The following is a 22632-nucleotide window of genomic DNA, read 5'->3' as shown; positions in this document are numbered from 1 at the left end:
TCAGACGTACTCAGGATGAAGGATAGAGGCCATATTGCTGTTCCTCATAATTCACAACCAGAAGCGGCTGATGTGTGGGGTCCGGATAGTTGATGGTGCAAGCCGGATCATCGACGGACCGACAATTGCAATGGCTGTCGCTGGTATCCTGTTTATGGCGGATGAATATCTGGTCAATCAGATCCTTTCTGCCTGCCTGCTTCAGGGTGCAGAGCAGGGCAGGCAGTTCCGGGGCGCTGACATAATTTGCGTAATCAATAGTGGTGGTCAGGGCAGGGCTTTGCAGAAGTTCGTGAGCCGTGTGCAGCCTGATGGGGAATACAGGCTGGTGACTGGTGGAAATATCCGACAGTTCCCTCTGAAAAACGGGTCTGGTTCGATCAACGACGATCTGAGCTCCGAACTGTCTGGCAGACATTCCAGTGTCAGGGTCTTCAACCCCATGTGTTGTGATAGGGGTTACTACTGAATCTTCGTTGGCCATCAGTTTCCTCAGCAAATTCAATGCGGCGTTTTACAAAATTGGAAGCCGCCTAATCAGGAATTAAGACCGATGGATTCCAGTTTTGGTCACAGGCTGTCTGTTGTTGGTCAGTTTCCTACTATTCAGGCTTCTCTCAGAGCAGAACGACGGATCGGCTTAAGCAAGTAATCCGGAACCGATATTCTTCTGTGGAAGTGCCAACGCTGGTCTGCATTCCAGAAATAATCGGTAACGGGTTCTCGGAAGTGCCCGGATGGTTTTTTTTCGTTCTAACCCGAACAATATAGAAGCTCTTGCCGTTTTCGTCCCGAATCGTGTCGGCACTGACGTGTTCCACTGTGCTTTGGAGGCTACCATAAATGACAAAAATATAGGCAGTCACCTTGACAATGGCATTGAGCCAAGCCTGATAAGAGCAATGTATCCGGGGCCTATCCGTACCTTAATCCTATGAAGCTACTTTCTCGCTGCCTGACGGGCCTGACAGAAAGTAGCACTCAGGAATCTGGTCAGGCTTCCAGCTCACGCTCCAGCGGCAGCATGTGGTGTCTGGATTGAACCGCAAGCAGGTCACAGTCGATATTGCTGGCCAACTTCTCAGCCGTATTGCCCAGGGTCAGTCCACTGAGGCCTGAACGGGCATTGGTGCCCATGATCAGCAGTGATACCGCCAGCTCACGGGTCAGGTCCGGAATCATGGTCTCCGCTGGTGCAGTGACCAGGTGGATAGCGTCCTCGGTAATCCCGTAATCTTTGGCAAAATGCTGACAATTCTGAAGGTAACGCTCCTCATTGGTCTGACCGTCACCCTTGTCGGATACTGCCAGCATTATGGTGGGGTAGGCAGAAGCCAGATGCAGCTGTGCATCAAAATAGTCTCTGACCACTCTGGCATTTTCCATGATGGCCTTATTCAGCTGTTGATGGTCGGCATCTCCGGGATCGGCCTTAATGGCCGCGAGCATAGGCTCATTTTCCCACGGACGATCATGACGAACCAGAAGGACCGGAACCCGGCTTTTTCTCAGTAAAGCCCAATCTGTAGGAGTAGAGAAAGGCTTTTCCATAAAGCTTTCCTGCCGGAAATCCTTGATAACCAGATGACTGCGTTCCATCTGTCTGACATGGATAATGGTGTCGAGAAGGTTATTTCGCCACGACTCCTGACTGGTGACTTCTATACCGTCGGCCTCGACATTTTTGCTAAGTGTAGAGAGTACCTCAGCAGACGTTGCGTCAGGTTTGGGGTTCGGAGCCAGAATATGAAGACTGCAATGGGCTGCCCTGGCCAGTTGGGTGGCTCGATTGAGTGCGACATGACGGGCTTTGCGAGTATCAACAATAACGAGTATTCGTTGTATTCCTTGCATGGCCTGCTCCTTTATACCTTAAGAATTTCTATAACCCTGAGGGGGTCTCAACTCTAACTGTTTTTTTTATAGACTAATGGGATCGAACTGAATAGCCCGATGAGGAAAAATGATCTGCATTAATATCGTTAACTTGTTAATCAGAAATTTGTGACGATGGCTCTATTAACAGGCATCAACCCATGACAGCATTCAGCTTTAAAGGTAACGTAGTGCCTGAATTTTTACCCTTATTCAAACTTAATCAGGGTCGTTTACCAGGACCTGGTTGTTTGGATTTTGTTGCTAAGAGACATAGAAATAATGAGTGACCAGAGCCTGACCGAACTTTTTCCTGAACTGGATGCTTTTTTACCCTGTGTGACGCCAAATGAATGGATTGCAGAAGCGCTGAAAAATCAGGATATTCTGCTGATTGATCACGCCAATTGTGAAAAAAAAGCGGCTTCCACTGCCTTGAACCTGATGTATCGCTACACCGGGCATTTTCAGTTGCTCAACAAAATGTCGCGCCTGGCTCGTGAGGAGTTGAGGCATTTTGAACAAGTTCTGGCCATTATAAAAAAACGGGATATTCCTTATGGAACCCTGTCAGCTTCACGTTATGCCGGAGCGCTAAGAAAGCACGTAAGAACCTGGGAGCCTGCTCGAATGGTGGACACCCTGATTATTGGTGCTTACATTGAAGCCCGCTCCTGTGAACGATTTCACAAGCTGGCCCCATATCTTGATGATGAGCTGAAGAAGTTTTACATGTCACTGCTCAAGTCGGAGGGTCGACATTTCAAAGATTACCTGACTCTGGCAGAAAGTCTTTCAGAAGAACCCATAGAAGAGCGAGTGGCTTTTTTTGCCAAAGTAGAACGGGAAGCCATTGAGTCCGCTGATGAAACCTTCCGTTTTCACAGTGGCGTTCCGGCTACTGCCTGAAATGTAGCCAATCAGGGAATGGTAGATCAGCTTCGTAGTCTATAATCGAATACTTAGTGGGTTTACCCTGTGCTGTAAATTTTTTATTTATCTCTATAGCTGTTGCGTAAAGTGCTTTCAACTGACTCTATTCTTACGGCTTCTCATCTCTGATTTCCCACCTTCATTCTGATTCAGTTTGACTGGGATACTGGTTTTCGGGAGATATGCAATGCCCCTGCTGAAAAGAAAATCACTGCTGCTGATCGTTTTTTTTTCTGGAGCTGGACAGTTATTTTCCAGTTCTTCTCTATCGATTCTTGACCCAGAGGACCCGTCGAATAGTTTCAATGCTCTGATACGAGAGGTCAGGCCAAACTTTTGGGGGAACTGGGGGCTGGATCTTGCTATTAAGCCGGGTGCGATCGGTGTGATTGATACTGATACTGGAATATTTCATTCTGCAGGGCAGCAGATTTCCAAAATCTCTGTGGACTCCGGTGACATTTCTGAAGAGCTGAAAATATCGACTACTCATGTTAAAGGTCCTCAGGTAGCCTCATTTCCAATGAATGATCAGTCATCAAAAGCGAGCGTAAGTACGGACCTTAAATGGCAGTTCAGCAAACGAGGAGCGATGATAGCTCAATGGGATCTGGTAAAGGAGCACAGTTTGAAAGAGCCATTTCGGGTTATCAATGAGAATATGGATTTCTTGAAATCAGTCGCTGCAGATATGGAGATGTATGATCCTGGAGCCGATGCCATTTCCCAGGGGTTTGGAGTGGTAACCAGTGTGCTTCTGGCAAAAAGCGGGATGAATGTTGCGTCACTCTCAGACTCTTCCCAGTGGAGTATTACCGGCAAGGCCAGCAATTTACAGAGCATGCTTGGGCATGGTTTTGCAAAGGCATCTTACTCCAGCGCCGGGGGTGATACTGATGTAATCAGCACTATCTGGCCCAGTCAACCAAACACCACAACTGAAGATCTTGTTCCTGTTGCATACACCTTTGCGTCGATTAGTGGCAAGCAGGTCATTCCTTACTGGATGGAAGAGATTGAAGCTTTTCAAATCATCTTCGAAAACAAGGGGAGTTACTTTATCAAGGCAACCTTAAAGTTCCAGACTCCGGAAGGTGAGAAGGAGCTGCATCAGGATATTGTTGGTTTTATGACCAGAACTATGGAGGGTATTCCATTGAATGCAACAGAACTGGCCCTGAAAATGGAGTTTGTTGATGCAATACCCAGCACTACAGAATTCTATCATTGGGATACGCCGCTGGGCAGGTGGTCTTCAGGGAAAAGACATGTCGAGATTAACGGGTGGTGGCCATGGCAGCCTTCATTTGTTGTTCGGGAGGATCATATGACTACAACGTCAATGGGAATCCTGAAGGACGAATGATAATCCATAAGAAGCCATCATCGCTATTGGAAGATGGATAGATAGCAGTAGGTGCCGGGTCGGTATTATCTCAACTTACAGGAGTGGCTCGATACAGAAAGCGTCCATTTTCAGTCCTGATTCGTCACAGGTTAGCACCCAACCCTGCCGGTCCCAATCGCCAAGTACAATCCGTTTTCCGGTACCTGAAGCCAGCTCGACTTCATGGGTATCCGGGCGATGAGTGTGACCATGAATCAGCGTTTTGACTTGATACTTGTCCATTACCCGAACCACCTCCTCCGGAGTGACATCCATGATGGCCAGAGACTTCGTGGATTTGGATTTTTTGCTTTTGCTGCGTAATTTTTGAGCCAGTTTTTTCCGGTAACTCCGTGGAGTGAGGCGAAGTATGCCCAGAACCAGAGGGTTGCGGATAATCTTGCGGTAGCGAAGGTATTGCGTGTCACCCGTGCAGAGCAGGTCACCGTGCATCAGCAGAACCGTCTCGCCATTCAGGTCAATGACGCAGGGGTCATTGAGCCAGGTGGCTCCGGTCATTCTCAGGAAATCCTTGCCGATGGCAAAGTCACGATTACCTGCCATCACAAACAGTGGCTTGCCTGAATCAGAGTAGGCTTTGAGTTGACGGGCTATGTCATGATGAAAGGGTTCCATGGCGTCGTCGCCCACCCAGTATTCAAAGAAATCGCCCAGAATGTAAAGAGCATCTGATTGAGAAGCCTGCTCCTGCATGAAAGAAGTGAACGCCCGGACAATGTCCGGGCGTTCGGGTGTCAGATGCAGGTCAGAAATGAACTGTATGTTCATTCAATCGGCTTCCTATTCGACGACCGCAGACTCAATCAACACGTCATCTTCAGGAACATCCTGATGACCGGCCCGGAAGGTGGTTTTAGCCGCCTTGATCTTGTTCACAATATCCATACCTTCAGTGACCTGACCAAATACGCAATAGCCCCAGCCATCCGGCGTCTTGGAGGTGTGGTTAAGGAAATGGTTGTCAGAAACATTGATAAAGAATTGCGATGAAGCTGAATGTGGGTCCATCGTCCTGGCCATGGCAATAGTGCCAATGGTGTTTTTCAGGCCGTTGTCTGCTTCGTTTTCGATAGGTGTCTGTGTCTCTTTTTGAAGCATACCTGGTTCAAAACCACCGCCCTGGATCATAAAACCATCAATGACCCTGTGGAAGATGGTACCGTCAAAGTGGCCACTCTTTACATATTCCAGAAAGTTAGCCACAGTTTTGGGGGCTTTTTCAGCGTCCAGTTCCAGTTTGATATCGCCAAAATTGGTGTGCAGTACAACCATAGGGTTACCGTAATCTCTGTTCAGATGATCCGCGAACGGAAAACCTCCAATTCTAGGTGGTTATGAGACAGGTGTAAAAGGTCAGAGTGGAATAAACAGCGATGGGTGACTTAATCAAGCTGCTTGAGATGCAGGAAACTATTTACTGAAACCGCAAGCCAAAAGTCGGTCTGACTTGTACCCTTCGACGGGAAAATGTTAGTCTCAGGCGTTAACCAAACAGCCATGGGCGATTGAAAAGTCTATTATCGCTCTGGATGGCAAAAGATTTTTTTACGGTAAAATAATGCATTCCCTCTAGAGCATGGGCGAGTCAGATCCTGAACGGTCTGATGTCTCCGGGCTTCTGTATCAGAGAGGGCTTTCTCTTCCAAGACGCTGGTTGCAATGAGCACAACAGACACTTCATCCAACAAACCATCAAAATCCGGTAATTTCCTTGAGCAGATCATTGAAAAGGATCTGGCTGCAGGTCTGGTTCAATCGGTTCAGACCCGATTTCCGCCGGAGCCCAACGGCTTTCTGCATATTGGACACGCCACGTCCATCTGTCTGAACTTTGGATTGGCTGAGCAATTCAATGGCCAATGTAACCTGAGGTTTGATGATACGAATCCCGAAAAAGAGGAGCAGATGTATGTCGATGCCATTCAGGAAGATGTTCGCTGGTTGGGTTTCAATTGGAGCGGAGAGGTTCGCTATGCTTCCAGCTACTTTGATCAGTTTTACGAATGGGCTCTCTACCTGATCAAAGAAGGTAAGGCCTATGTGGATCATCAGGACGCCGAGTCCATGGCTAAAAACCGGGGTGACTTTAATACCCCTGGCGTTGAAACGGAATGCCGCAAGCGGTCTGTAGAAGAGAATCTGGCAGAGTTTGAAAAGATGCGTGCCGGTGAGTATGAAGAAGGTCAGTGCAGCCTGAGGGCCAGGATTGATCTACAGAACCCCAACATGAATATGCGTGATCCGATTCTTTACCGTATCCGCAAGGTGCCTCACCACCAGACGGGTGATAAGTGGTGTATCTATCCAAGCTATGACTTTGCCCATGGTCAGGAAGATGCCATTGAAGGGGTAACGCACTCGATCTGTACACTGGAATTTCAGGACCACCGTCCGTTATACGACTGGTTTATCGAGAACCTGCCGGTGCCATCAAGGCCGAGACAATTCGAGTTTGCCAGAACGAACCTGAACTACACCGTCACCAGCAAGCGAAAACTGAAGCGACTGGTGGATGAAGGTATCGTAGAAGGGTGGGACGACCCCCGTATGCCTACCGTGTCCGGTATGCGTCGGCGTGGGTACACACCGGCTTCTATTCGCAAATTCTCCGATATGGTGGGTGTCAGTCGTTCCGACGGTATTGCTGATGTTTCCATGCTGGAACATGCGATCCGTGACGACCTGAACAACAACGCAGCACGTGCCATGGCGGTTATCAATCCGCTGAAAGTCGTGATTACCAACCTGCCTGAAGGCGAGGTACAGGAAATGACCGCAGCGGCACACCCTAACAAGCCTGAGTTGGGTGAGCGTAAACTGCCGTTTACACGTGAACTGTATATTGATCGTTCAGATTTTACTGAAGACACCACTCTGTCACGCAAAAAATTCAAGCGACTGGTGTCGGGTGAGTACGTGCGCCTGCGCAGTGCCTATGTCATCAAATCAGACCAGGTAATTAAAGATGAGCAGGGCAAAATCACTGAGATTCACTGCAGCTATGTACCCGGTACAGTGGGAGAAAACCCTCCTGAAGGTATTAAACCTCGTGGTGTGATTCATTGGGTGTCAGCGAGCCATGGCAAGCAGGCAGAAATCCGTAAGTACGATCGCCTGTTTAATAACCCTGCTCCAGACAAGGGTGATGAAGACTTTATGGCTCATGTGAATCCGTCTTCCCTGGAAGTGGTGACAGGCTGGGTTGAACCCTCTCTGGTAGAAGCGAAGCCGGAACAGGGCTTTCAGTTCGAGAGGGAAGGGTATTTTGTCGCCGATCGACGTGAACACTGTTCTGAAAAACCCGTGTTCAATATGACGATTGGTCTCAAGGATACCTGGGCCAGTAAAGTCTGACGAGTGGAATCAAGCTCTCCCATTTCAGGGAGAGCATACAGCCTGGATCATCGGGCTACAGGACAAAGAACGTGTTGCAGATATACAACTCCCTGACCAGAACCAAAGAAGCCTTTAAACCACTGAATGAAAATCATGTGCGGATGTACGTCTGTGGTATGACAGTTTATGACCTGTGCCATATTGGTCATGCCAGAACGGTTACGGCTTTTGATGTGGTCTCCCGTTACCTGAGAGCTAAAGGCTACAACCTGACTTACATTCGCAATATCACTGATATTGATGACAAGATCATTCGTCGCGCCACTGATAATGGTGAAACTATTGACGTGCTGACAGATCGTATGATCGCCGCCATGCGTGAAGACTTTAAACGTCTCGGCAATCTGGAGCCTGATCAGGAACCCAGGGCGACCGAGCACGTGGAAGGTATGATCGAAATGATCAGTGACCTGGTTGAGAAAGGCTTTGCTTATGCACCGGGCAATGGCGACGTTTACTTCCGGGTTCGCAAATTCGATGGCTATGGCAAGCTTTCTGGAAAAATTCTGGAAGAACTGGAAGCCGGTGCCCGTATCGAAGTCGATGAGCAGAAAGAAGACCCTATGGACTTTGTGCTCTGGAAGGGAGCTAAAGAAGGTGAGCCAAGCTGGCCTTCACCTTGGGGCAATGGCCGTCCTGGCTGGCATATAGAGTGCTCGGTTATGGGTAAGTGCTGCCTGGGAGAAACCTTTGATATTCACGGCGGCGGTTCAGATCTCAAGTTCCCTCATCATGAAAACGAGATTGCCCAGAGTGAAGCGGCCAACGGTCAGACCTTCGTGAATACCTGGATGCACTCAGGTGCCATTCGCATTGATAATGTGAAAATGTCCAAGAGCCTGGGTAACTTCTTTACGATTCGTGAGGTGCTGGATAAGTACCCGGACGAAGTCGTGCGTTATTTCCTGATTTCCAGTCATTACCGCAGTCCGGTTAATTATTCGGAAGATAGTCTGAAAGAGGCGTCTATTCGCCTTGAGCGTCTATACACTGCACTGAAAGGACTGGATGTGGCTGGTGTCACTGCGGCTGAAGGCACTCGTTTTGAAGAAAAGTTCATGGCTTCCATGGATGACGACTTTAATACACCGGAAGCATTGGCGTCCCTGTTTGAACTGGTACGTGAGCTGAATACCATTCGTGCCGAAGATAAGCAGAAAGCCATGCCGCTGGCAGCTTTGCTGGTCAAACTGGGTGGTATCCTGGGTATTCTGCAAGGTGATGCCGAGTCTTTCCTGAAGTCCGGAGCCGAGGTCGATGAAGCCTGGATTGAAGCAATGATTCAGAAGCGCAAAGATGCCAAGAAGGCTCGTGACTATGCTGAAGCGGATCGTATCCGTGAGGAGCTGGCCAGTCAGGGTATTATCCTGCAGGACAGTCGGGAAGGAACCACCTGGCGTATTGAGCGCTGATAGACTTTTCAGGACCTGGGATCTTCAGGTCCTACCAAACCTCAAGAATTTTTACTCCAGTTGCCAAAAATTAAGCCCCAATACCTGCCCTTCAATGGAAAATACTGGCACAATGTCGCTCAATAGAACCTGTTTACTCATCCAACCAGAATGCCATTGAGCCTAGGGATATGTGCTTGTCTGCTGTTTCGGCAGATTTACTCTCAGGGCGGTAGCGTGCTTCTTGTATTTTGCGACAAGGGCTTTTTACTGTATGAGAACACGGGTTTGTCATATCAATGTAGATCCGGTTGTCTTTTTGTTGAAAGAAACCGTCAGCTTGATTTTAAAGCTATAGCCCCTCACTCTCAGGGTTTTGTCTGCTTCAGTCATAAAAGCAGATGGCATGGTAAACTCAATAACTGTTATTTTGTACAGTATTATTGAAGAAAATACCAAAAATGCAAATAACTCACTTGCGGCCTATTCGGGACGGTAGGTAGAACAGCTCGTAGTCTGTTGATAATTAATGACTTTTTGACGGATTGAAAAAACGGGATATATCTCGAGTGCGTTGATTTTCTCTGATTTGGGGGGATATGGCGCGTGTGAGTGTAATATCTGATATCACTCGTTTGAGTTTTAATAGCTGTTAGCAGGCAGCAATAATAGAGAGTTTCTGGTTGTGAAAAGACCAGTTTTCAAAAAGAGCTTTTGGGTTCACTGTCTATGGTGGGTTTCGAGTTAGAACCTCCCAGCAAAAAGACACTGTTACACTAACTTTTCAGTAGTTCTCAGCAGTTCATGTCTGCTGGTGTGAAGTCTGTCGCTGAAAAATCTGCGGTGTATCGTTGGGCATGACAGCGTTGGTTTTCAGTTTATCGGTACTTTTTGCTCAGTGGCCCTATGCCAGTTCAAAGTTGCATCAGCTTCTTTATCGCCTGGAAGCTTTTAAATATCAGAGATTGTGTGCTTCAATCAGTTCAGCAAGAAGGCTGCTAATCCTCTGCATCGTTCACCATTTGCCCTTGCGGGTGGGCTGCCATGCTAACAAGTTGCTGGTGTCGCCCCTGAAGGGGCTGGGACGCCGCTGTGCGGCGCCCCACAGCATGGCGTTATGCAAAGGGAGATATCGCTTATTTATGAGAAAGATTGAAGATTTCATGTATGAATATGATGGCTTTTGGGCGAATACTCCTGGAAAGTGTCGTATAAGAATATTTACTGACGATAAAGATAAATTTGTTGGTGTATGTACCGCATTACCAGAAAATGTGGGGACATCAACTACAAACCGAATTGAGTATATCTACACAGATATAAGGGAGAGATTTTTCCCAAAAAAGTCAGAGACTATGTTACCTAACGATGGAAAAATTACTGAAATAGAAAAATTTATTTCCGACAATAAGACAAGCAAGCCATGGGCTATAGCTTGCTCGTTGTTTCTAAAAGGCTATAGATTTTACTTAAAACTGAACACCCCAAAAGACGAAGAAAGTTCTCCTAAAAAAGATAGAGAGCTAATTTGGATTGATCATTGGCCCAAAGGTATAGGCTTTAAAGAATTTGAACACGAGTTTGCACTCGTAAAATTTACAAGTAGCTTAACTCCAATCTGGTATCACATGGATGAAGGAAGTTTTCAGAAACATATAGGCATTGATCTTCGTTTATTAGAACCTTTGGAGCTAGAGCAGACAGATGCATAACAAGGCGCTGCAACCGACTGCTAAACCTGTCACTCGTCTTGCTTGCGCAAAACAAGCGCCATGTTTGTCAGCGGGTGAGCGCGGCGTTATGTGACTGTGATTAAATGGCAACCTATCATCTTTATGCTACTGTCTAAACTCCATCGAGTGAAACAGGACTAAATGATGTTAAAAACTATCAAACATGTGCTAAAGAGCTGCATATTATTTTTTTTAGGGGTGCCCGTTTGCTACTCAACGATTACTAAAATTGAACCTTATAAATTTATAATTTCAAACGAAAACCAAACTATAACTCTCAATGTTTCAGGTATTCCTGAAGCTATTAAGTATTTAGCAGAAGTTAAGAATATCAGCAACGGTCATATCATGTATATAATTACAAGCACTAGCGGTAGTTCTTATTTATATCACACAAATGAAAATATAGAAGGAATATTAAGTGGACAGAGCATTTCAAATGGGGCTAGTGCAACTGCTTCAGTAGATAATAATATGGTAGCCTCTTTAATTTATAACTCAGTACAACTTCCAAATGGTAATTTCCACATACTAATAATTGCAACGAATAATTCTCCCCAAGTTGCCCTTCCGGGAGAATATGAGTTAATTCAGGAGCAGTCATTTCCTCAATCAAATTCGGAAAATGAACAGCCTTGGGAAGTGGATGGCCAGTTCAGTATGGAGCTGTTCCGCGCCTTCTCGTCCATGTATCATGACAAAGGTTTGCCCAAGGATGAGGTGAAAAAGCTGCTGAGCTGGCCGGAATGGAAAGGCTCGGAAGACCCAGAAGGCTTTGGTATGCCATGAGTCAATTAAAAACTTACATCCAAAAGGACTGAAACAAATCACATAACAAATAAGGATAGATTGTGCCCAGCCGCAATCTTATCCTGTTGTTGCACAAGCCCGGGTTGAATTCTGGTAAGGAAAGCCTATTGGAGTTTACTTTTCTGGCGGACCTTGAATCAAAACGTTTTTTCTGAACGCTATTTATTCAGGATGAGTGTCTCCAGACCACTGCATTACGGTAGTCTTGGATATGTCGGATCTGTCTGGCTGGGCTTACATTTCCTCCTTGCTTGTGAATGGCGGTTTTTGTTGATGTGTCAATAGCTCAGGTCGGTTTCAGGAAACTGAACGCAATCTGTTTCATAGACTCACCGTAACGCCTGCATTTGAATTTCGGGCGAATGACGGGTTCGAATGCTTTGACCATCACATTTAAAACCAGTTGCACCAGTCATAATTGTTTTTTTGCCTTGCTGTGTAAAAATCCGTAATCCCGCGATCGTCGAAGTCGCCTGGGTAATACATGTTTCAGTACCAGCCACAGGAAATCTTCTTCTGGCAGGGTTCGCTTCTCCTTTTTGCCGGTTTCACTGTTGAGGTAAGAAAAGGTCACCTTTCCTCGTTTGCTGGCCAGGATGTTGTTGTCACTGATCACGCCTCGGTACAGATAGCGGGGTAGATATTCAAGTGCTGGTAATCCTTTGCCAACCCTTTTGCAATGTAACCGCTCATTTGAGGACGTCTTCAAAAATCACAACCTGACTGCCAGCCTTTCCCCTGCAAACAACGCAGGAGATACCTAACGTGAAGCAACTGACAAAACCCTTTACCCGTCTCAACCCTGAGCAGTGGCAACAGATCATTGATCAGCAAATAGCCAGTGGCTTGAGCCAGAAAGCTTTTTGCCAAACTCAAAACATAAGCCTGGCAACATTCACAAACTGGAAACGCAAACTCAGGAATTACAACAACACTGACTCCTTTGATATCGCTCAGGCTTCTGCCCCGGAATGGGTTGAAGTCCCAAACGGGCTGACTGAGCCTCCAGCCAGCTTAAACTGGCAGTTGGAACTTGAGCTGCCCGGTGGCGTTATTCTTCGTATGCGTCGCTGATCATGTTTTTTCCAGAATCTCAGGTTCGGATCTGGCTCTACAACCGGCCCACCGACATGCGTAAATCCTACGACGGCCTGTCTGCCCTGGTGAGAAACAAACTTGAAGAAGACCCACTCAGCGGCCAGCTGTTTGTCTTCATCAACCGCAAACAAACCCAGTGCAAGGTGCTGTATTTTGATCGCAGTGGATACTGTATCTGGAGCAAACGACTGGAACAGGGTCAGTTTCATACTCATGCAGGCAAATCCATCAAGCAAACAATGGCGTGGACAGATCTGAAGCTCATCCTTGAAGGCATTGATACCCGCTGCGTTCAGCAATATAAACGCTACAAACATCAACCGTCCCGTTACACAAAAGGAGAGTCAAAGGTCTATCTTTAACCGCCATGAAATTACCTGTTTCGACCCCCGGCACCACTGACCAGGACCTGCTCCAGCAGATCCTGGTCTTGCTGTCGGAGCGTGATCAGGAAATAGCTTCTCTTAAACATCAGCTGGCCTGGTTTAAACAACAGCTATTTGGTGAAAAATCCGAAAAGCGCCTGATTGAGAATCCGGACCAGCTGGCGCTGGGAGAAATCCTTCAGGACAAGCCTGAAGAGCAGGAAACTCCCACAGAAACCATCACTTACGAACGGCGGAAAAAGAATCGCCCTGAAGACTGTGTGACCGATCAGGGACTGCGCTTTACTGAAGATGTACCGATTGAACTCATCCCGATGCCTGCTGCAGAAATGAAGGGTGAAGACGCAGACCAGTACGAAATCATTGACTACAAGTACACCTATCGGCTGGCGCAGCGCCCTGCCAGCTATGTCATCCTGAAATATCAGCGCGAAGTCGTTCGCCATAAGCCCAGCCAGACGCTAACAACGGTAGCCGCACCATCAGGATTATTTGATCGCAGCTTTGCCGATGTCAGCTTTATCGCAGGTCTGCTGGTAGAGAAGTACCGCTTTCACGCACCGCTTTACCGCCAGCATCAGAAACTTGAGTCCAGTGGTATTACCATCAGCCGTGGAACCCTGACACATCTTGAGCAGCGTGCCGGGCACTTACTCAAACCCATCGCTGACGAAGTGCTCAACAGCTGTCTGGAAAGTCGTGTCCTCACTCTGGATGAAACGCCCGGAAAAGCGGGCCGTAAAAGCAAGGGCAAGATGCAAAGAGGCTACTTCTGGTGTTTTTACGGAGACCAGAATGAGATAGCTTTTACCTTCTCCACCAATCGTTCTGGCAGGGTCGTAGAACCTTATCTGAAAGAGTATAAGGGGGTCTTGCTGACCGATGGTTATTCGGAATACGACCGCCTGTGCATGAAATATCCCAAAATCATCCATGCCCAGTGCTGGACACATAGCAGGAGGTACTTCGTCAAGTCACAAGAGGTCGAGCCAGAAGCCGCAAAAGAGGCGCTGGACTGCATAGGTGCGATCTATCAAGTCGAAGACGAAATCCGCAAAGCTGGGCTGCAAGGCGAAGCAAAGCAGGAATACCGCCAACAGAATGCCAAGCCACTGGTTGATCAGTTCTTTAACTGGCATAAAGAACAACTTCGTCGCCTGAATCTGGTGAAAAGCAACCCATTGAGCAAGGCTCTTGGCTACGTGAACAAACGGGAAAAAGAGCTACGGCTTTATCTGGATAATCCGGATGTCGCCATTGATACGAATCACCTGGAGCGAAGTCTCAGGTGTATCCCGATGGGGAGAAAGAACTGGCTTTTTTGCTGGACAGAAGAAGGGGCAGTCAATGTAGCCGTGTTTCAGACGTTAATCGTCAGTTGTCTTCTTGCAGGCATTGATCCATACAAGTACTTCGTCGATGTGCTTCAGCGCATCAGTTACCATCCGGCTCGAGATATCCGGGAGCTAATCCCACGAATCTGGAAAGAGAAATTCGGGGCCAATCCGTTAAAATCCGATCTCGATAAGTAGGGGGAGTCTATACCCTGCTTGAACGCTTACTTTGCAATTGACGACCCACTCTTTGGGTAGCCTTGTTTTCAGGCTCGGAGATAGTAGTCCCTTTTCGTCCAGGGCGCGAAGGAGTTTGGCTCGAAAGACCATGGCCAGATTCTTGCCATTGAACAGGTAGTTGCCTGTGAGTTTGCGCCACTCTTTTCGTCGGGTATTGATGCCGCCACCTGGCACGAGAAAGTGTATATGGGGATGGTAATCCAGTCGTCGGCTATGAGTGTGCAGGACGCCGGTCATTCCCAGGCCTGCATCCAGTTTTTTGGAATTGCTGCCGAATTCTTTTAGGGTGTCAGCTGCCGTTTTTTTGTTAAAGAAACCGTCAGCTTGATTTTAAAGCTATAGCCCCTCACTCTCAGAGTTTTGTCTGCTTCAGTCATAAAAGCAGATGGCATGGTAAACTCAATAACTGTAATTTTGTACAGTATTTTTGAAGAAAATACCAGAAAGCAAATAACTCACTTGCGGCCTATTCGGGACGGTAGGTAGAATAGCTCGTAGTCTGTTGATAATTAATGACTTTTTGACGGATTGAAAAAACGGGATTATATCTCGAGTGCGTTGATTTTCTCTGATTTGGGGGGATATGGCGCGTGTGAGTGTAATATCTGATATCACTCGTTTGAGTTTTAATAGCTGTTATGTTTCTCAACTCAACCCGTCGAGCTATAATACCCCACAAAGATTTAAATAAGGTAAAAATTATGAATTCAAAAGTTGAAGACTATGGTGTGCTGCCTGTTGAAAGACCGAAAATAAAAGCAACAAAGAAGCTTGATCTTTCAGGTGATGCTGGGCGGCAAATAATAAAATCAGAAACAAAGCTTGCTCTAAGAACTCACGCTAAAACTTTCAAAAAACTGGCTGATATGTGATGAATATCATTTGCTTTCCCTTTGAGCGTGTGATTGAGATCAATGCATTTATTCTTACTACTGAGCCAGGGATGAAAGGCACAGTTGATGTATCCAAGTTGCAAGGAGCATTAAGCCGCATTGATAATGCAATAGTTTACGAAGGTTTAGATGATATATTTGAAATAGCTGCTAAATATACTGCATCTATTGCAGTTTCTCATGCCTGTCCAGATGCGAATAAACGCACAGGATTAGCTGTTGCTCTTGAATATCTTTCTCTGAATGACTATGAAATCACAGAAGATAATGAGCTTTTAGCAAATGCAGTTCGAGATTTGGTCATACAAAAAATAAATGAAACTGATTTTGCTGACATATTATATTCGCAGTACATGAAAGGAACCGAAACATAACAAGAGCATCCAGCGGACGGCGCTTGACGCGCCACCGCTTATGCAAGCGTTATGTGCCAAATCAAGTTAAGTTACTATGAATGAGATCCACTTTCTTAACATAGATCTAGATATCGAATCGTCGATTGATATATCTCCCATCATCGAGGAATGGGGGGAGCGTGTTTGCGTGTTTCGTAATGAAGAGATTGATGGTATTTATTATGGATCCTTTGAAACAGCCTGTAGCGGGATCGATGAGATAATTGCTGAGTATGTTTCTTTAATTGATGGTTTGTCCAAATCATCAAGAGATATCTGGGACAAAGCACTAAGGAGAGATTTTGACTTTGGCTATGAAAGTGGGACTACACCAAATAACTTTCATTCAAGAATAGAGTCAGATGCAATAAAAAAATTGGCCGGGGTCGGCGGTAGTGTTGTTGTTACTATTTATCCAGTACCCGGCACATAACAAGTGCAGGCAACGGACCGCCAATTTTGTCTGCCGATGCTGCAGGCGTTAGCCGGCAGCAGTGTGCAAGTTTTTTCTATTTTTTTAGTGGACGAGTCACGAACCAAAATCCATGCTAGCAACCAGCCTGTTCAAATCCAGTTCTGAGTAGTTCTCAGCAGTGCATGTCTTTGGGTTCTGTGTCAGTCGCTATGAAATCTGCGGTGTCTTGTTGGGCATGTCAGCGTGGGTTCACGGTGTTTATGAGTATTTGGTCCGGCGCACTAAACCAGTTAGGGAAAAATCATGAAAGCCCCCGAAGCCACTGAGCTCAATGGCTATAAGGATATCCACCTATAGAGTAAAATACACATCCATTGTCTTGTATAAAAAAGATTTGGATGTCCTGGAAATGAATGCATTTGATTTAATGAATAGGCTATCTGTCATTTATGACGCACGCCAGCAATGGAAAGTAGATCATAAACTTGCCGATATTCTGCTCTTAACCATCTGTGCTGTTATTGCAGGTTGTGAAGGTTGGGAAGAAATTGAAGACTTCGGCAATGAAAGACTGCAATGGTTAAAAAAGTATGGTGAATTTGAATACGGTATTCCTTCACATCATACAATTTCCAGAGTAGTTGCTGCTATTAACCCAAAGCAATTTCAGAAATGCTTTATTGAGTGGATGCAAGCCTGTCACCAGACAACCAATGGTGAGATCATTGCAATTGATGGGAAAACAGCAAGAGGCTCTTACGATAAAGGCAAGGACAAAGGTGCAATTCACATGGTGAGTGCATTTGCGACTGCAAACGAATTGGTTCTTGGCCAAATTAAAATTAATGATAAAAGTAACGAGATTACCGCCATACCTGAATTGCTTGATCTCCTGGAAATCCGTGGCTGCCTCATAACTATAGACGCCATGGGGTGTCAGAGGGACATTGCCAAGAAAATCGTTGATAAAGGCGCTGATTATTTGTTAGCGGTAAAAGGCAACCAGGGCAAGCTTCATGAAGCATTTGAGAAACATTTCTCTGTTGAAAAAGTGAATCAATGGAATGGTGATACTTTCAGAGTCGAAGAAAAAAGCCATGGTAGAATGGAAACACGCCTTCACATAGTAAGTGATACCTTTGATGAGTTCGTTAATTTTTCTTTTGATTGGAAAGGAATGAAAACACTCGGGATTATTTTCTCTGCCAGAATGGAAGATAAAGTGTTCAACGCTGATGATATCAGTGTGCGTTATTATATCTCCTCTGCGGAGTTAACAGCAGAAGAATTCTCACATGCTGCAAGAGAGCATTGGGCGATCGAAAATAAACTCCATTGGAAAATGGATGTTGCAATGCGAGAAGATGATTGTCGAATCAGAAGGGGCAATGCCGCTGAAATGCTCACAGGTTTTCGACATATGGCAGTGAATATGTTGAACAATACCAAAACCTTTAAAGCAGGCTTAAAGCGTAAACAGAAAAAGGCAGCCATGAACACACAATACCTGTCTGAAGTCCTTGCTGGGTGTGGGGTTTCATGATTTTTCCCTATTTGCTGCCATTGATGATCGGGAGGGTTCTTTTATCTGCAAGGCACCTCAGAGTATCAACCCGAAGATACTTAGCGCAGTCCGGGAGGATGGCAAAAATCTCAATCGCTACAAAGGGCAAAAACTTAAGGAAGTGTTGTCTGGCTTCCCTAAAGATCAATGCCTCGACCTGGATGTAGAATGGCCGGGATTCAAGGCCTGGCCATATCGTTTAGTTGTCCGCTGGAATGACAGGAGACTGAAATGGGTATTCATTGTAACCAACCTCAACTGGGTTGAGTTCACCCTGAGTGAAGTACTTCAGGCCTATCGTCTACGATGGCAAATAGAGCTTATCTTCAAAGAGATCAAGTCCTATTCAGGGTGGCATCGTTTTAACACTAAATCAGCGACACTGGTGTTTAGCCTGATTCTGATGTCCTTCGTGGTTGTGACGTTGAAAAGGTATCTTGCCCATGCTGCTCAGGCGAACCTCTACGAAAGTGGAGCCATTGAAGAAATCTCGACGCATAAGGCGATGAAAAGTGGAACCCGGCTGTTTGGTAATGTCATTTTATCCCTGATGAATGCAGGAAAGTCTCTGCTCTCACATACAAGGAAGCTGCTGGACTTCTGGGCAGATAATGCGAGACGTGAACACCCTGCACGAGATGGTTGTTCGGGGCGTACAAGATTAGGACTTTGTGCTGTGGGTGGGGCTTAATGTCTACCCTAAGAATAGCTGTTAGCAGGCAGCAATAATAGAGAGTTTCTGGTCGTGAAAAGACCAGTTTTCAAAAAGAGTTTTTGGGTTCACTGTCTATGGTGGGTTTCGAGTTAGAACCTCCCAGCAAAAAGACAGTGTTACACTAACTTTTCAGTAGTTCTCAGCAGTTCATGTCTGCTGGTGTGAAGTCTGTCGCTGAAAAATCTGCGGTGTATCGTTGGGCATGTCAGCGTTGGTTTTCAGTTTATCGGTACTTTTTGCTCAGTTGCCCTATGCCAGTTCAAAGTTGCATCAGCTTCTTTATCGCTTGGTAGCTTTTAAATATCAGAGATTGTGCGCTTCGATCAGTTCAGCAAGAAAGCTTGCTAATCCTCTGCATCATTCACCATTTGCCCTTGCGGGTGGGCTGCCATGCTAACAAGTTGCTGGTGTCGCCCCTAAAGGGGCTGGGACACCGCTGTGCGGCGCCCCACAGCATGGCGTTATGCCCCTGCAATAAATAAACTATGGAGTAAAAATGTTTGGAGAAAAACTTCTCATAAAAATGTGGGAAACATTAACCAAAGATGGAATCGGCTCATTGGCTTCTCCTTGGCAGATAAAAAGGCAAGGAAAAGCGCACGCTGAAGTGCGAAGAGATGAACTCCTTTTAATTGCGCAGGCAGAATCTGATGCTGATGATATAAAGCAAGGTCGCAAAAAATTATTATCAGATGGTCGTTTAATTGAATTAAATGATAACTCTAGTGTAGATTCATCTGAAAAAGATGATTTAGGTAGAATTGAGCCATTAATTAACTTAAATAGCCTTTCTTCAAAAATAGATCAACAGAAGAATGCTGAAGAAATACAACAAGAAATAAACATAAACAAAACAATTCTTTTAGCAGAAGATGAATTGTTAAGATCTAATCAAGAACCACCTCAGGAGAATGTAGATCCTGACTGGATTTATCGTTGGCGTGATTATGCTAAAAGCACTCAAAGTGAAGAATTACGAAAGCTTTGGGCTAGAACCTTAGCCGGTGAAGTGAAATCACCAGGAAGATATTCATTAAGGACTCTTGAGTTTATAAAGAATTTATCTCAAGACGAAGCGTTAGCAATTTCAACTCTCGGTCAGTTTGTCATAAATAATACTATTTTTAAAACCAAACGCCTTGAAGAATTTAATATTAACATGTCTTTCTTGCTTCAAATGGATGATCTTGGAATTCTCAATGGGGTGCAAGGTGGACAAGTTGCAGGCCTCAATTTAACAATGCCTAGTATCGATAGCAATAAATACATAAACAGCTTAATAAATAGAAGCATAATCCTATTAATTGAACATGATGATCCAGCTAAAAAAATGGTTCTTGATTGTTATCAAGTCAGCAGGATTGGAGTCGAACTTCTTTCTTTAGGTGACTTTAAAGCTGACAGACAATACATGGAGGAAATTGGAAACAAAATCAAAAGTCAAGGCTTCAATGTGAAGCTCGGTGACTGGATGCAAACAAGCGCAACCCATGGACAGTATTTTAATGCCATCGAGCTATAGGGCATAACAAATGGTTCCAGTTCGTTCCGGGGCTTCGCCCCTCCACCCGACGCCGCCGTCGGCGGCGCGGCTGAACCAGGCGTTATGTGCCAAATCAAGTTAAGTTACTATGAATGAGATCCACTTTCTTAACATAGATCTAGATATCGAATCGTCGATTGATATATCTCCCATCATCGAGGAATGGGGGGAGCGTGTTTGCGTGTTTCGTAATGAAGAGATTGATGGTATTTATTATGGATCCTTTGAAACAGCCTGTAGCGGGATCGATGAGATAATTGCTGAGTATGTTTCTTTAATTGATGGTTTGTCCAAATCATCAAGAGATATCTGGGACAAAGCACTAAGGAGAGATTTTGACTTTGGCTATGAAAGTGGGACTACACCAAATAACTTTCATTCAAGAATAGAGTCAGATGCAATAAAAAAATTGGCTGGGGTCGGCGGTAGTGTTGTTGTTACTATTTATCCAGTACCCGGCACATAACAAGTGCAGGCAACGCACCGCCAATTTTGTCTGCCGATGCTGTAGGCGTTAGCCGGCAGCAGTGTGCAAGTTTTTTCTATTTTTTTGCCTCGTCAGCAAAATCTGTGGGGCATTTCTGGTTCGGGCAGGTTGCCCAGTGCATGATATAAAGCGATTTCTGCACATCTATAGGTTCTGAAACCATACGATTTTCTCGTAGTGAGTTTTATCTTGGTGTTCAGACCTTCCACAATTCCGCTGGAAAATGCTTTTTTTGCCCTGAACCAATTCAGGATCAGTGGTCTGTGTCGCCGAACAGTTTTAGCTACTTTCTTCATCGGTTCTATCTTTGACCGCATGACTCTTGTATACCACCGGTCCAGATACTTTCCTGCCCAGTGTGGTGATATGTAACTCCAGAACACTTGAAACTCCTCTCTGAGCAGATAGGCCCTGACACTTTTGAGATTATACTGAAGCACTGTATTTAACTTGATCTCTTCTTTCTCGGTCAGGTTTTCCTTTCGTTTCAGCAGACACCAACGGGTTTTTTTCAAAACAGGCTCATAACCATCAGCCTGAAGCTGTTTGTGTTCTGATGCTCTGACCTTATCGATGGCCTTGTTCAGCATGGCCACAATGTGAAATCGATCCAGAATATGCAGCGCCTGATTGGCAAACTCGGCGATCGCCTTTACATAGGGCTTCCACATGTCAGAGCAGACATACTTCAGTTGCTGACTACGCTCAGGGCCAAAAAAGAAGAAAAAGTTTCTAATTGTGGCTTCAGTACGATCCTGACCAACCCATAATAGCCGGGTGCAACTGCGATCAATCTGATAAACCACTGTCAGGTATTTATGTCCGACCTGGTAAGCCACTTCATCAACGCCAATGGCCTTGATATTGTCGAGTGAACGTTGCGCTTTGCCCCACTCAACCATGTACTCCACAGCATGAAATACTTTCTCCCATGAGGTATTGAAAGTACTGGCAACCTCTTTCCAAGACAGCTTTCTGGCCCAGTTTGCCAGAAATTGCATATAGGCTTTGGTCAGCTCCTTCTTACCTTCAGCCCATGGGACTTGCTCAACCTTTACGCCGCACGTCTTACATTCCACCCGGCGCATTCTATAGAGCAAGAAAACTCTGATTCCCCAGAGAGGAACAAACTCGAAACGACGCTCAGCAAGATGATCATAGCCCGGAGCAGGTTTCTGGCATCCTGAGCAGATAGCGTGACTGTTCTTTCGTGGAACAACGGCTACATTAAATACTTCAGAGCCTTGGTAGAAGCCAAGTTTCACATCCTGATAAACAAATGACTTGAGTTTATGAACTTTATTGAGGATAGTTTTTATTAGCATCAGCGGTGTTTCTTGTGGTTATTTTGTCTGCTAACAAAAAACCTATCAAAAATCAGCCGCTGGTGCTTCTACCTTTCAAATTGACTCATTTTTACCCACAGATATCCCTGAAGAGCCAAAAAAAGAGGCAAAGCCCTATCAGGTTAAAGATACACGAGATTTTCTAACTAGAATTGGAGTTAAACCATGAACACAATGACATACAAAGGCTATGCAGCTAGCATAGAATACAGTGACGATGATGAATGCTTTATTGGTCATATTGCAGGCATTAAAGATCGAGTTGGTTTTCATGGTGAGTCAGTAACAGAATTGAAAGATGCTTTTCACGACGCAGTTGAAGATTATCTCGAAACTTGTGCCTCTGTGGGCAAAGAGCCTCAGAAACCATACTCTGGAAAATTGATGCTACGTATTCCACCAGAACTTCATGCAACTATTGCAACAGCAGCTCAGGTTAGCGGTCAAAGTATCAACCAATGGATTTCAAGAGCCTTAGTTCAAGCTTCTCGCATATAAACCAGCGCATAACAAGTGCGTGGTGTCGCCAGCAAGCTGGCTGGGACTGCCGCCTGCGGCGTCAGCCCCACACGCAGGCGTTATGCCTTTAATCCTCAACAGTGCTATTACCACTATTATCTCTGGTACATATTCTTACTCGATATTCTTACTCGCACACATCCATCTTTAG

The 22632-nt window shown here is 45.6% G+C and carries 23 protein-coding genes and 2 pseudogenes; 17 read left to right on the top strand and 8 right to left on the bottom strand.

Features of this window, described 5'->3' with window-relative positions:
- Positions 1–10 precede the first annotated feature (10 nt).
- The 3 genes from ACOMG9_RS13315 to ACOMG9_RS13305 form a co-directional block, all read right to left on the bottom strand.
- Entirely contained in the window at positions 11–484 is a 474-nt protein-coding gene (locus ACOMG9_RS13315; protein ID WP_422133989.1) for a hypothetical protein, read from the bottom strand.
- 133 nt (positions 485–617) lie between these two features.
- Positions 618–821 carry a beta-barrel domain-containing protein gene (locus ACOMG9_RS13310; protein WP_487247190.1) on the bottom strand — a complete coding sequence of 68 codons (204 nt, stop codon included), beginning with the start codon at positions 819–821 and terminating at the stop codon, positions 618–620.
- Between the two features lie 172 nt (positions 822–993).
- Positions 994–1854, bottom strand: coding sequence for a universal stress protein (locus ACOMG9_RS13305; protein WP_494530346.1), 861 nt, complete (start codon positions 1852–1854; stop codon positions 994–996).
- Between the two features lie 303 nt (positions 1855–2157).
- Between ACOMG9_RS13305 and ACOMG9_RS13300 the strand changes: the two genes are divergently transcribed.
- Positions 2158–2784, top strand: coding sequence for a MiaE family protein (locus tag ACOMG9_RS13300; RefSeq protein WP_494530345.1), 627 nt, complete (start codon positions 2158–2160; stop codon positions 2782–2784).
- Positions 2785–2995: 211 nt separating this feature from the next.
- The gene (locus ACOMG9_RS13295) at positions 2996–4174 is read left to right on the top strand and encodes a hypothetical protein (protein WP_494530344.1); all 1179 of its coding nucleotides are present in this window, start codon (positions 2996–2998) and stop codon (positions 4172–4174) included.
- Between the two features lie 75 nt (positions 4175–4249).
- On the opposite strand, the gene ACOMG9_RS13290 is transcribed toward ACOMG9_RS13295, so the two are convergent.
- Both ACOMG9_RS13290 and ACOMG9_RS13285 read right to left on the bottom strand, forming a co-directional pair.
- Positions 4250–4984, bottom strand: coding sequence for a UDP-2,3-diacylglucosamine diphosphatase (locus ACOMG9_RS13290; protein WP_448217246.1), 735 nt, complete (start codon positions 4982–4984; stop codon positions 4250–4252).
- Positions 4985–4996: 12 nt separating this feature from the next.
- Positions 4997–5488 (bottom strand): peptidylprolyl isomerase, encoded by a 492-nt coding sequence (locus ACOMG9_RS13285; RefSeq protein ID WP_422133984.1) that lies wholly within the window; start codon positions 5486–5488, stop codon positions 4997–4999.
- A 387-nt stretch (positions 5489–5875) separates the two neighbouring features.
- Between ACOMG9_RS13285 and ACOMG9_RS13280 the strand changes: the two genes are divergently transcribed.
- From ACOMG9_RS13280 to ACOMG9_RS13265, 4 genes are all read left to right on the top strand, one after another.
- Positions 5876–7570 (top strand): glutamine--tRNA ligase/YqeY domain fusion protein, encoded by a 1695-nt coding sequence (locus ACOMG9_RS13280; protein WP_448217245.1) that lies wholly within the window; start codon positions 5876–5878, stop codon positions 7568–7570.
- Between the two features lie 74 nt (positions 7571–7644).
- Positions 7645–9024 (top strand): cysteine--tRNA ligase, encoded by a 1380-nt coding sequence (cysS, locus tag ACOMG9_RS13275; RefSeq protein WP_494530392.1) that lies wholly within the window; start codon positions 7645–7647, stop codon positions 9022–9024.
- A gap of 836 nt (positions 9025–9860) precedes the next feature.
- Positions 9861–10715: a hypothetical protein gene (locus tag ACOMG9_RS13270; RefSeq protein WP_448217244.1), complete on the top strand. Its 855-nt coding sequence runs from the start codon at positions 9861–9863 to the stop codon at positions 10713–10715.
- Positions 10716–10877: 162 nt separating this feature from the next.
- The gene (locus ACOMG9_RS13265; RefSeq protein ID WP_494530343.1) at positions 10878–11525 is read left to right on the top strand and encodes a hypothetical protein; all 648 of its coding nucleotides are present in this window, start codon (positions 10878–10880) and stop codon (positions 11523–11525) included.
- Positions 11526–11832: 307 nt separating this feature from the next.
- Here ACOMG9_RS13265 and ACOMG9_RS13260 read toward each other — a convergent pair.
- Positions 11833–12231: pseudogene (locus ACOMG9_RS13260) on the bottom strand (transposase); the annotation flags it as partial.
- An 80-nt stretch (positions 12232–12311) separates the two neighbouring features.
- Between ACOMG9_RS13260 and tnpA the strand changes: the two are divergent.
- From tnpA to tnpC, 3 genes are read left to right on the top strand one after another with little or no spacing between them, the layout of a single operon-like run.
- On the top strand, positions 12312–12620 hold the full coding sequence (gene tnpA, locus ACOMG9_RS13255; protein ID WP_448215511.1) for an IS66 family insertion sequence element accessory protein TnpA: 309 nt from the start codon (positions 12312–12314) through the stop codon (positions 12618–12620).
- A 2-nt stretch (positions 12621–12622) separates the two neighbouring features.
- Positions 12623–13006: an IS66 family insertion sequence element accessory protein TnpB gene (tnpB, locus tag ACOMG9_RS13250; RefSeq protein ID WP_422452200.1), complete on the top strand. Its 384-nt coding sequence runs from the start codon at positions 12623–12625 to the stop codon at positions 13004–13006.
- A 5-nt stretch (positions 13007–13011) separates the two neighbouring features.
- Positions 13012–14562: an IS66 family transposase gene (gene tnpC, locus ACOMG9_RS13245; protein WP_448215580.1), complete on the top strand. Its 1551-nt coding sequence runs from the start codon at positions 13012–13014 to the stop codon at positions 14560–14562.
- Here tnpC and ACOMG9_RS13240 read toward each other — a convergent pair.
- A pseudogene (locus tag ACOMG9_RS13240) lies at positions 14557–14907 on the bottom strand (transposase); the annotation flags it as partial. The gene tnpC and the pseudogene ACOMG9_RS13240 overlap by 6 nt on opposite strands.
- 398 nt (positions 14908–15305) lie before the next feature.
- Here ACOMG9_RS13240 and ACOMG9_RS13235 point away from each other — a divergent pair.
- From ACOMG9_RS13235 to ACOMG9_RS13205, 7 genes are all read left to right on the top strand, one after another.
- Positions 15306–15476 carry an acetyltransferase gene (locus tag ACOMG9_RS13235; protein WP_163372918.1) on the top strand — a complete coding sequence of 57 codons (171 nt, stop codon included), beginning with the start codon at positions 15306–15308 and terminating at the stop codon, positions 15474–15476.
- Positions 15476–15871 carry a type II toxin-antitoxin system death-on-curing family toxin gene (locus ACOMG9_RS13230; protein ID WP_448217240.1) on the top strand — a complete coding sequence of 132 codons (396 nt, stop codon included), beginning with the start codon at positions 15476–15478 and terminating at the stop codon, positions 15869–15871. Before ACOMG9_RS13235 ends, ACOMG9_RS13230 begins: the two co-directional genes overlap by 1 nt.
- A 76-nt stretch (positions 15872–15947) precedes the next feature.
- Positions 15948–16325 (top strand): hypothetical protein, encoded by a 378-nt coding sequence (locus tag ACOMG9_RS13225; protein ID WP_422138118.1) that lies wholly within the window; start codon positions 15948–15950, stop codon positions 16323–16325.
- Positions 16326–16716: 391 nt separating this feature from the next.
- Positions 16717–17850 carry an ISAs1 family transposase gene (locus tag ACOMG9_RS13220; protein WP_448217239.1) on the top strand — a complete coding sequence of 378 codons (1134 nt, stop codon included), beginning with the start codon at positions 16717–16719 and terminating at the stop codon, positions 17848–17850.
- Positions 17837–18562, top strand: a complete 726-nt coding sequence (locus ACOMG9_RS13215) for a transposase (RefSeq protein WP_448217238.1) — start codon at positions 17837–17839, stop codon at positions 18560–18562. Before ACOMG9_RS13220 ends, ACOMG9_RS13215 begins: the two co-directional genes overlap by 14 nt.
- A gap of 520 nt (positions 18563–19082) precedes the next feature.
- Positions 19083–20108, top strand: a complete 1026-nt coding sequence (locus tag ACOMG9_RS13210) for a DUF2806 domain-containing protein (RefSeq protein ID WP_448217237.1) — start codon at positions 19083–19085, stop codon at positions 20106–20108.
- Between the two features lie 109 nt (positions 20109–20217).
- The gene (locus ACOMG9_RS13205; protein WP_422138118.1) at positions 20218–20595 is read left to right on the top strand and encodes a hypothetical protein; all 378 of its coding nucleotides are present in this window, start codon (positions 20218–20220) and stop codon (positions 20593–20595) included.
- Between the two features lie 92 nt (positions 20596–20687).
- Here ACOMG9_RS13205 and ACOMG9_RS13200 read toward each other — a convergent pair whose 3' ends face one another.
- Positions 20688–21941 (bottom strand): ISL3 family transposase, encoded by a 1254-nt coding sequence (locus tag ACOMG9_RS13200; RefSeq protein ID WP_448217236.1) that lies wholly within the window; start codon positions 21939–21941, stop codon positions 20688–20690.
- A gap of 186 nt (positions 21942–22127) precedes the next feature.
- Between ACOMG9_RS13200 and ACOMG9_RS13195 the strand changes: the two genes are divergently transcribed.
- Positions 22128–22460, top strand: a complete 333-nt coding sequence (locus ACOMG9_RS13195) for a type II toxin-antitoxin system HicB family antitoxin (RefSeq protein WP_257282032.1) — start codon at positions 22128–22130, stop codon at positions 22458–22460.
- Positions 22461–22632 lie beyond the last annotated feature (172 nt).

It is taken from the genome of Endozoicomonas sp. PH6C (genome assembly GCF_059322965.1).
This window is presented reverse-complemented; position numbering and strand designations above follow the sequence as displayed.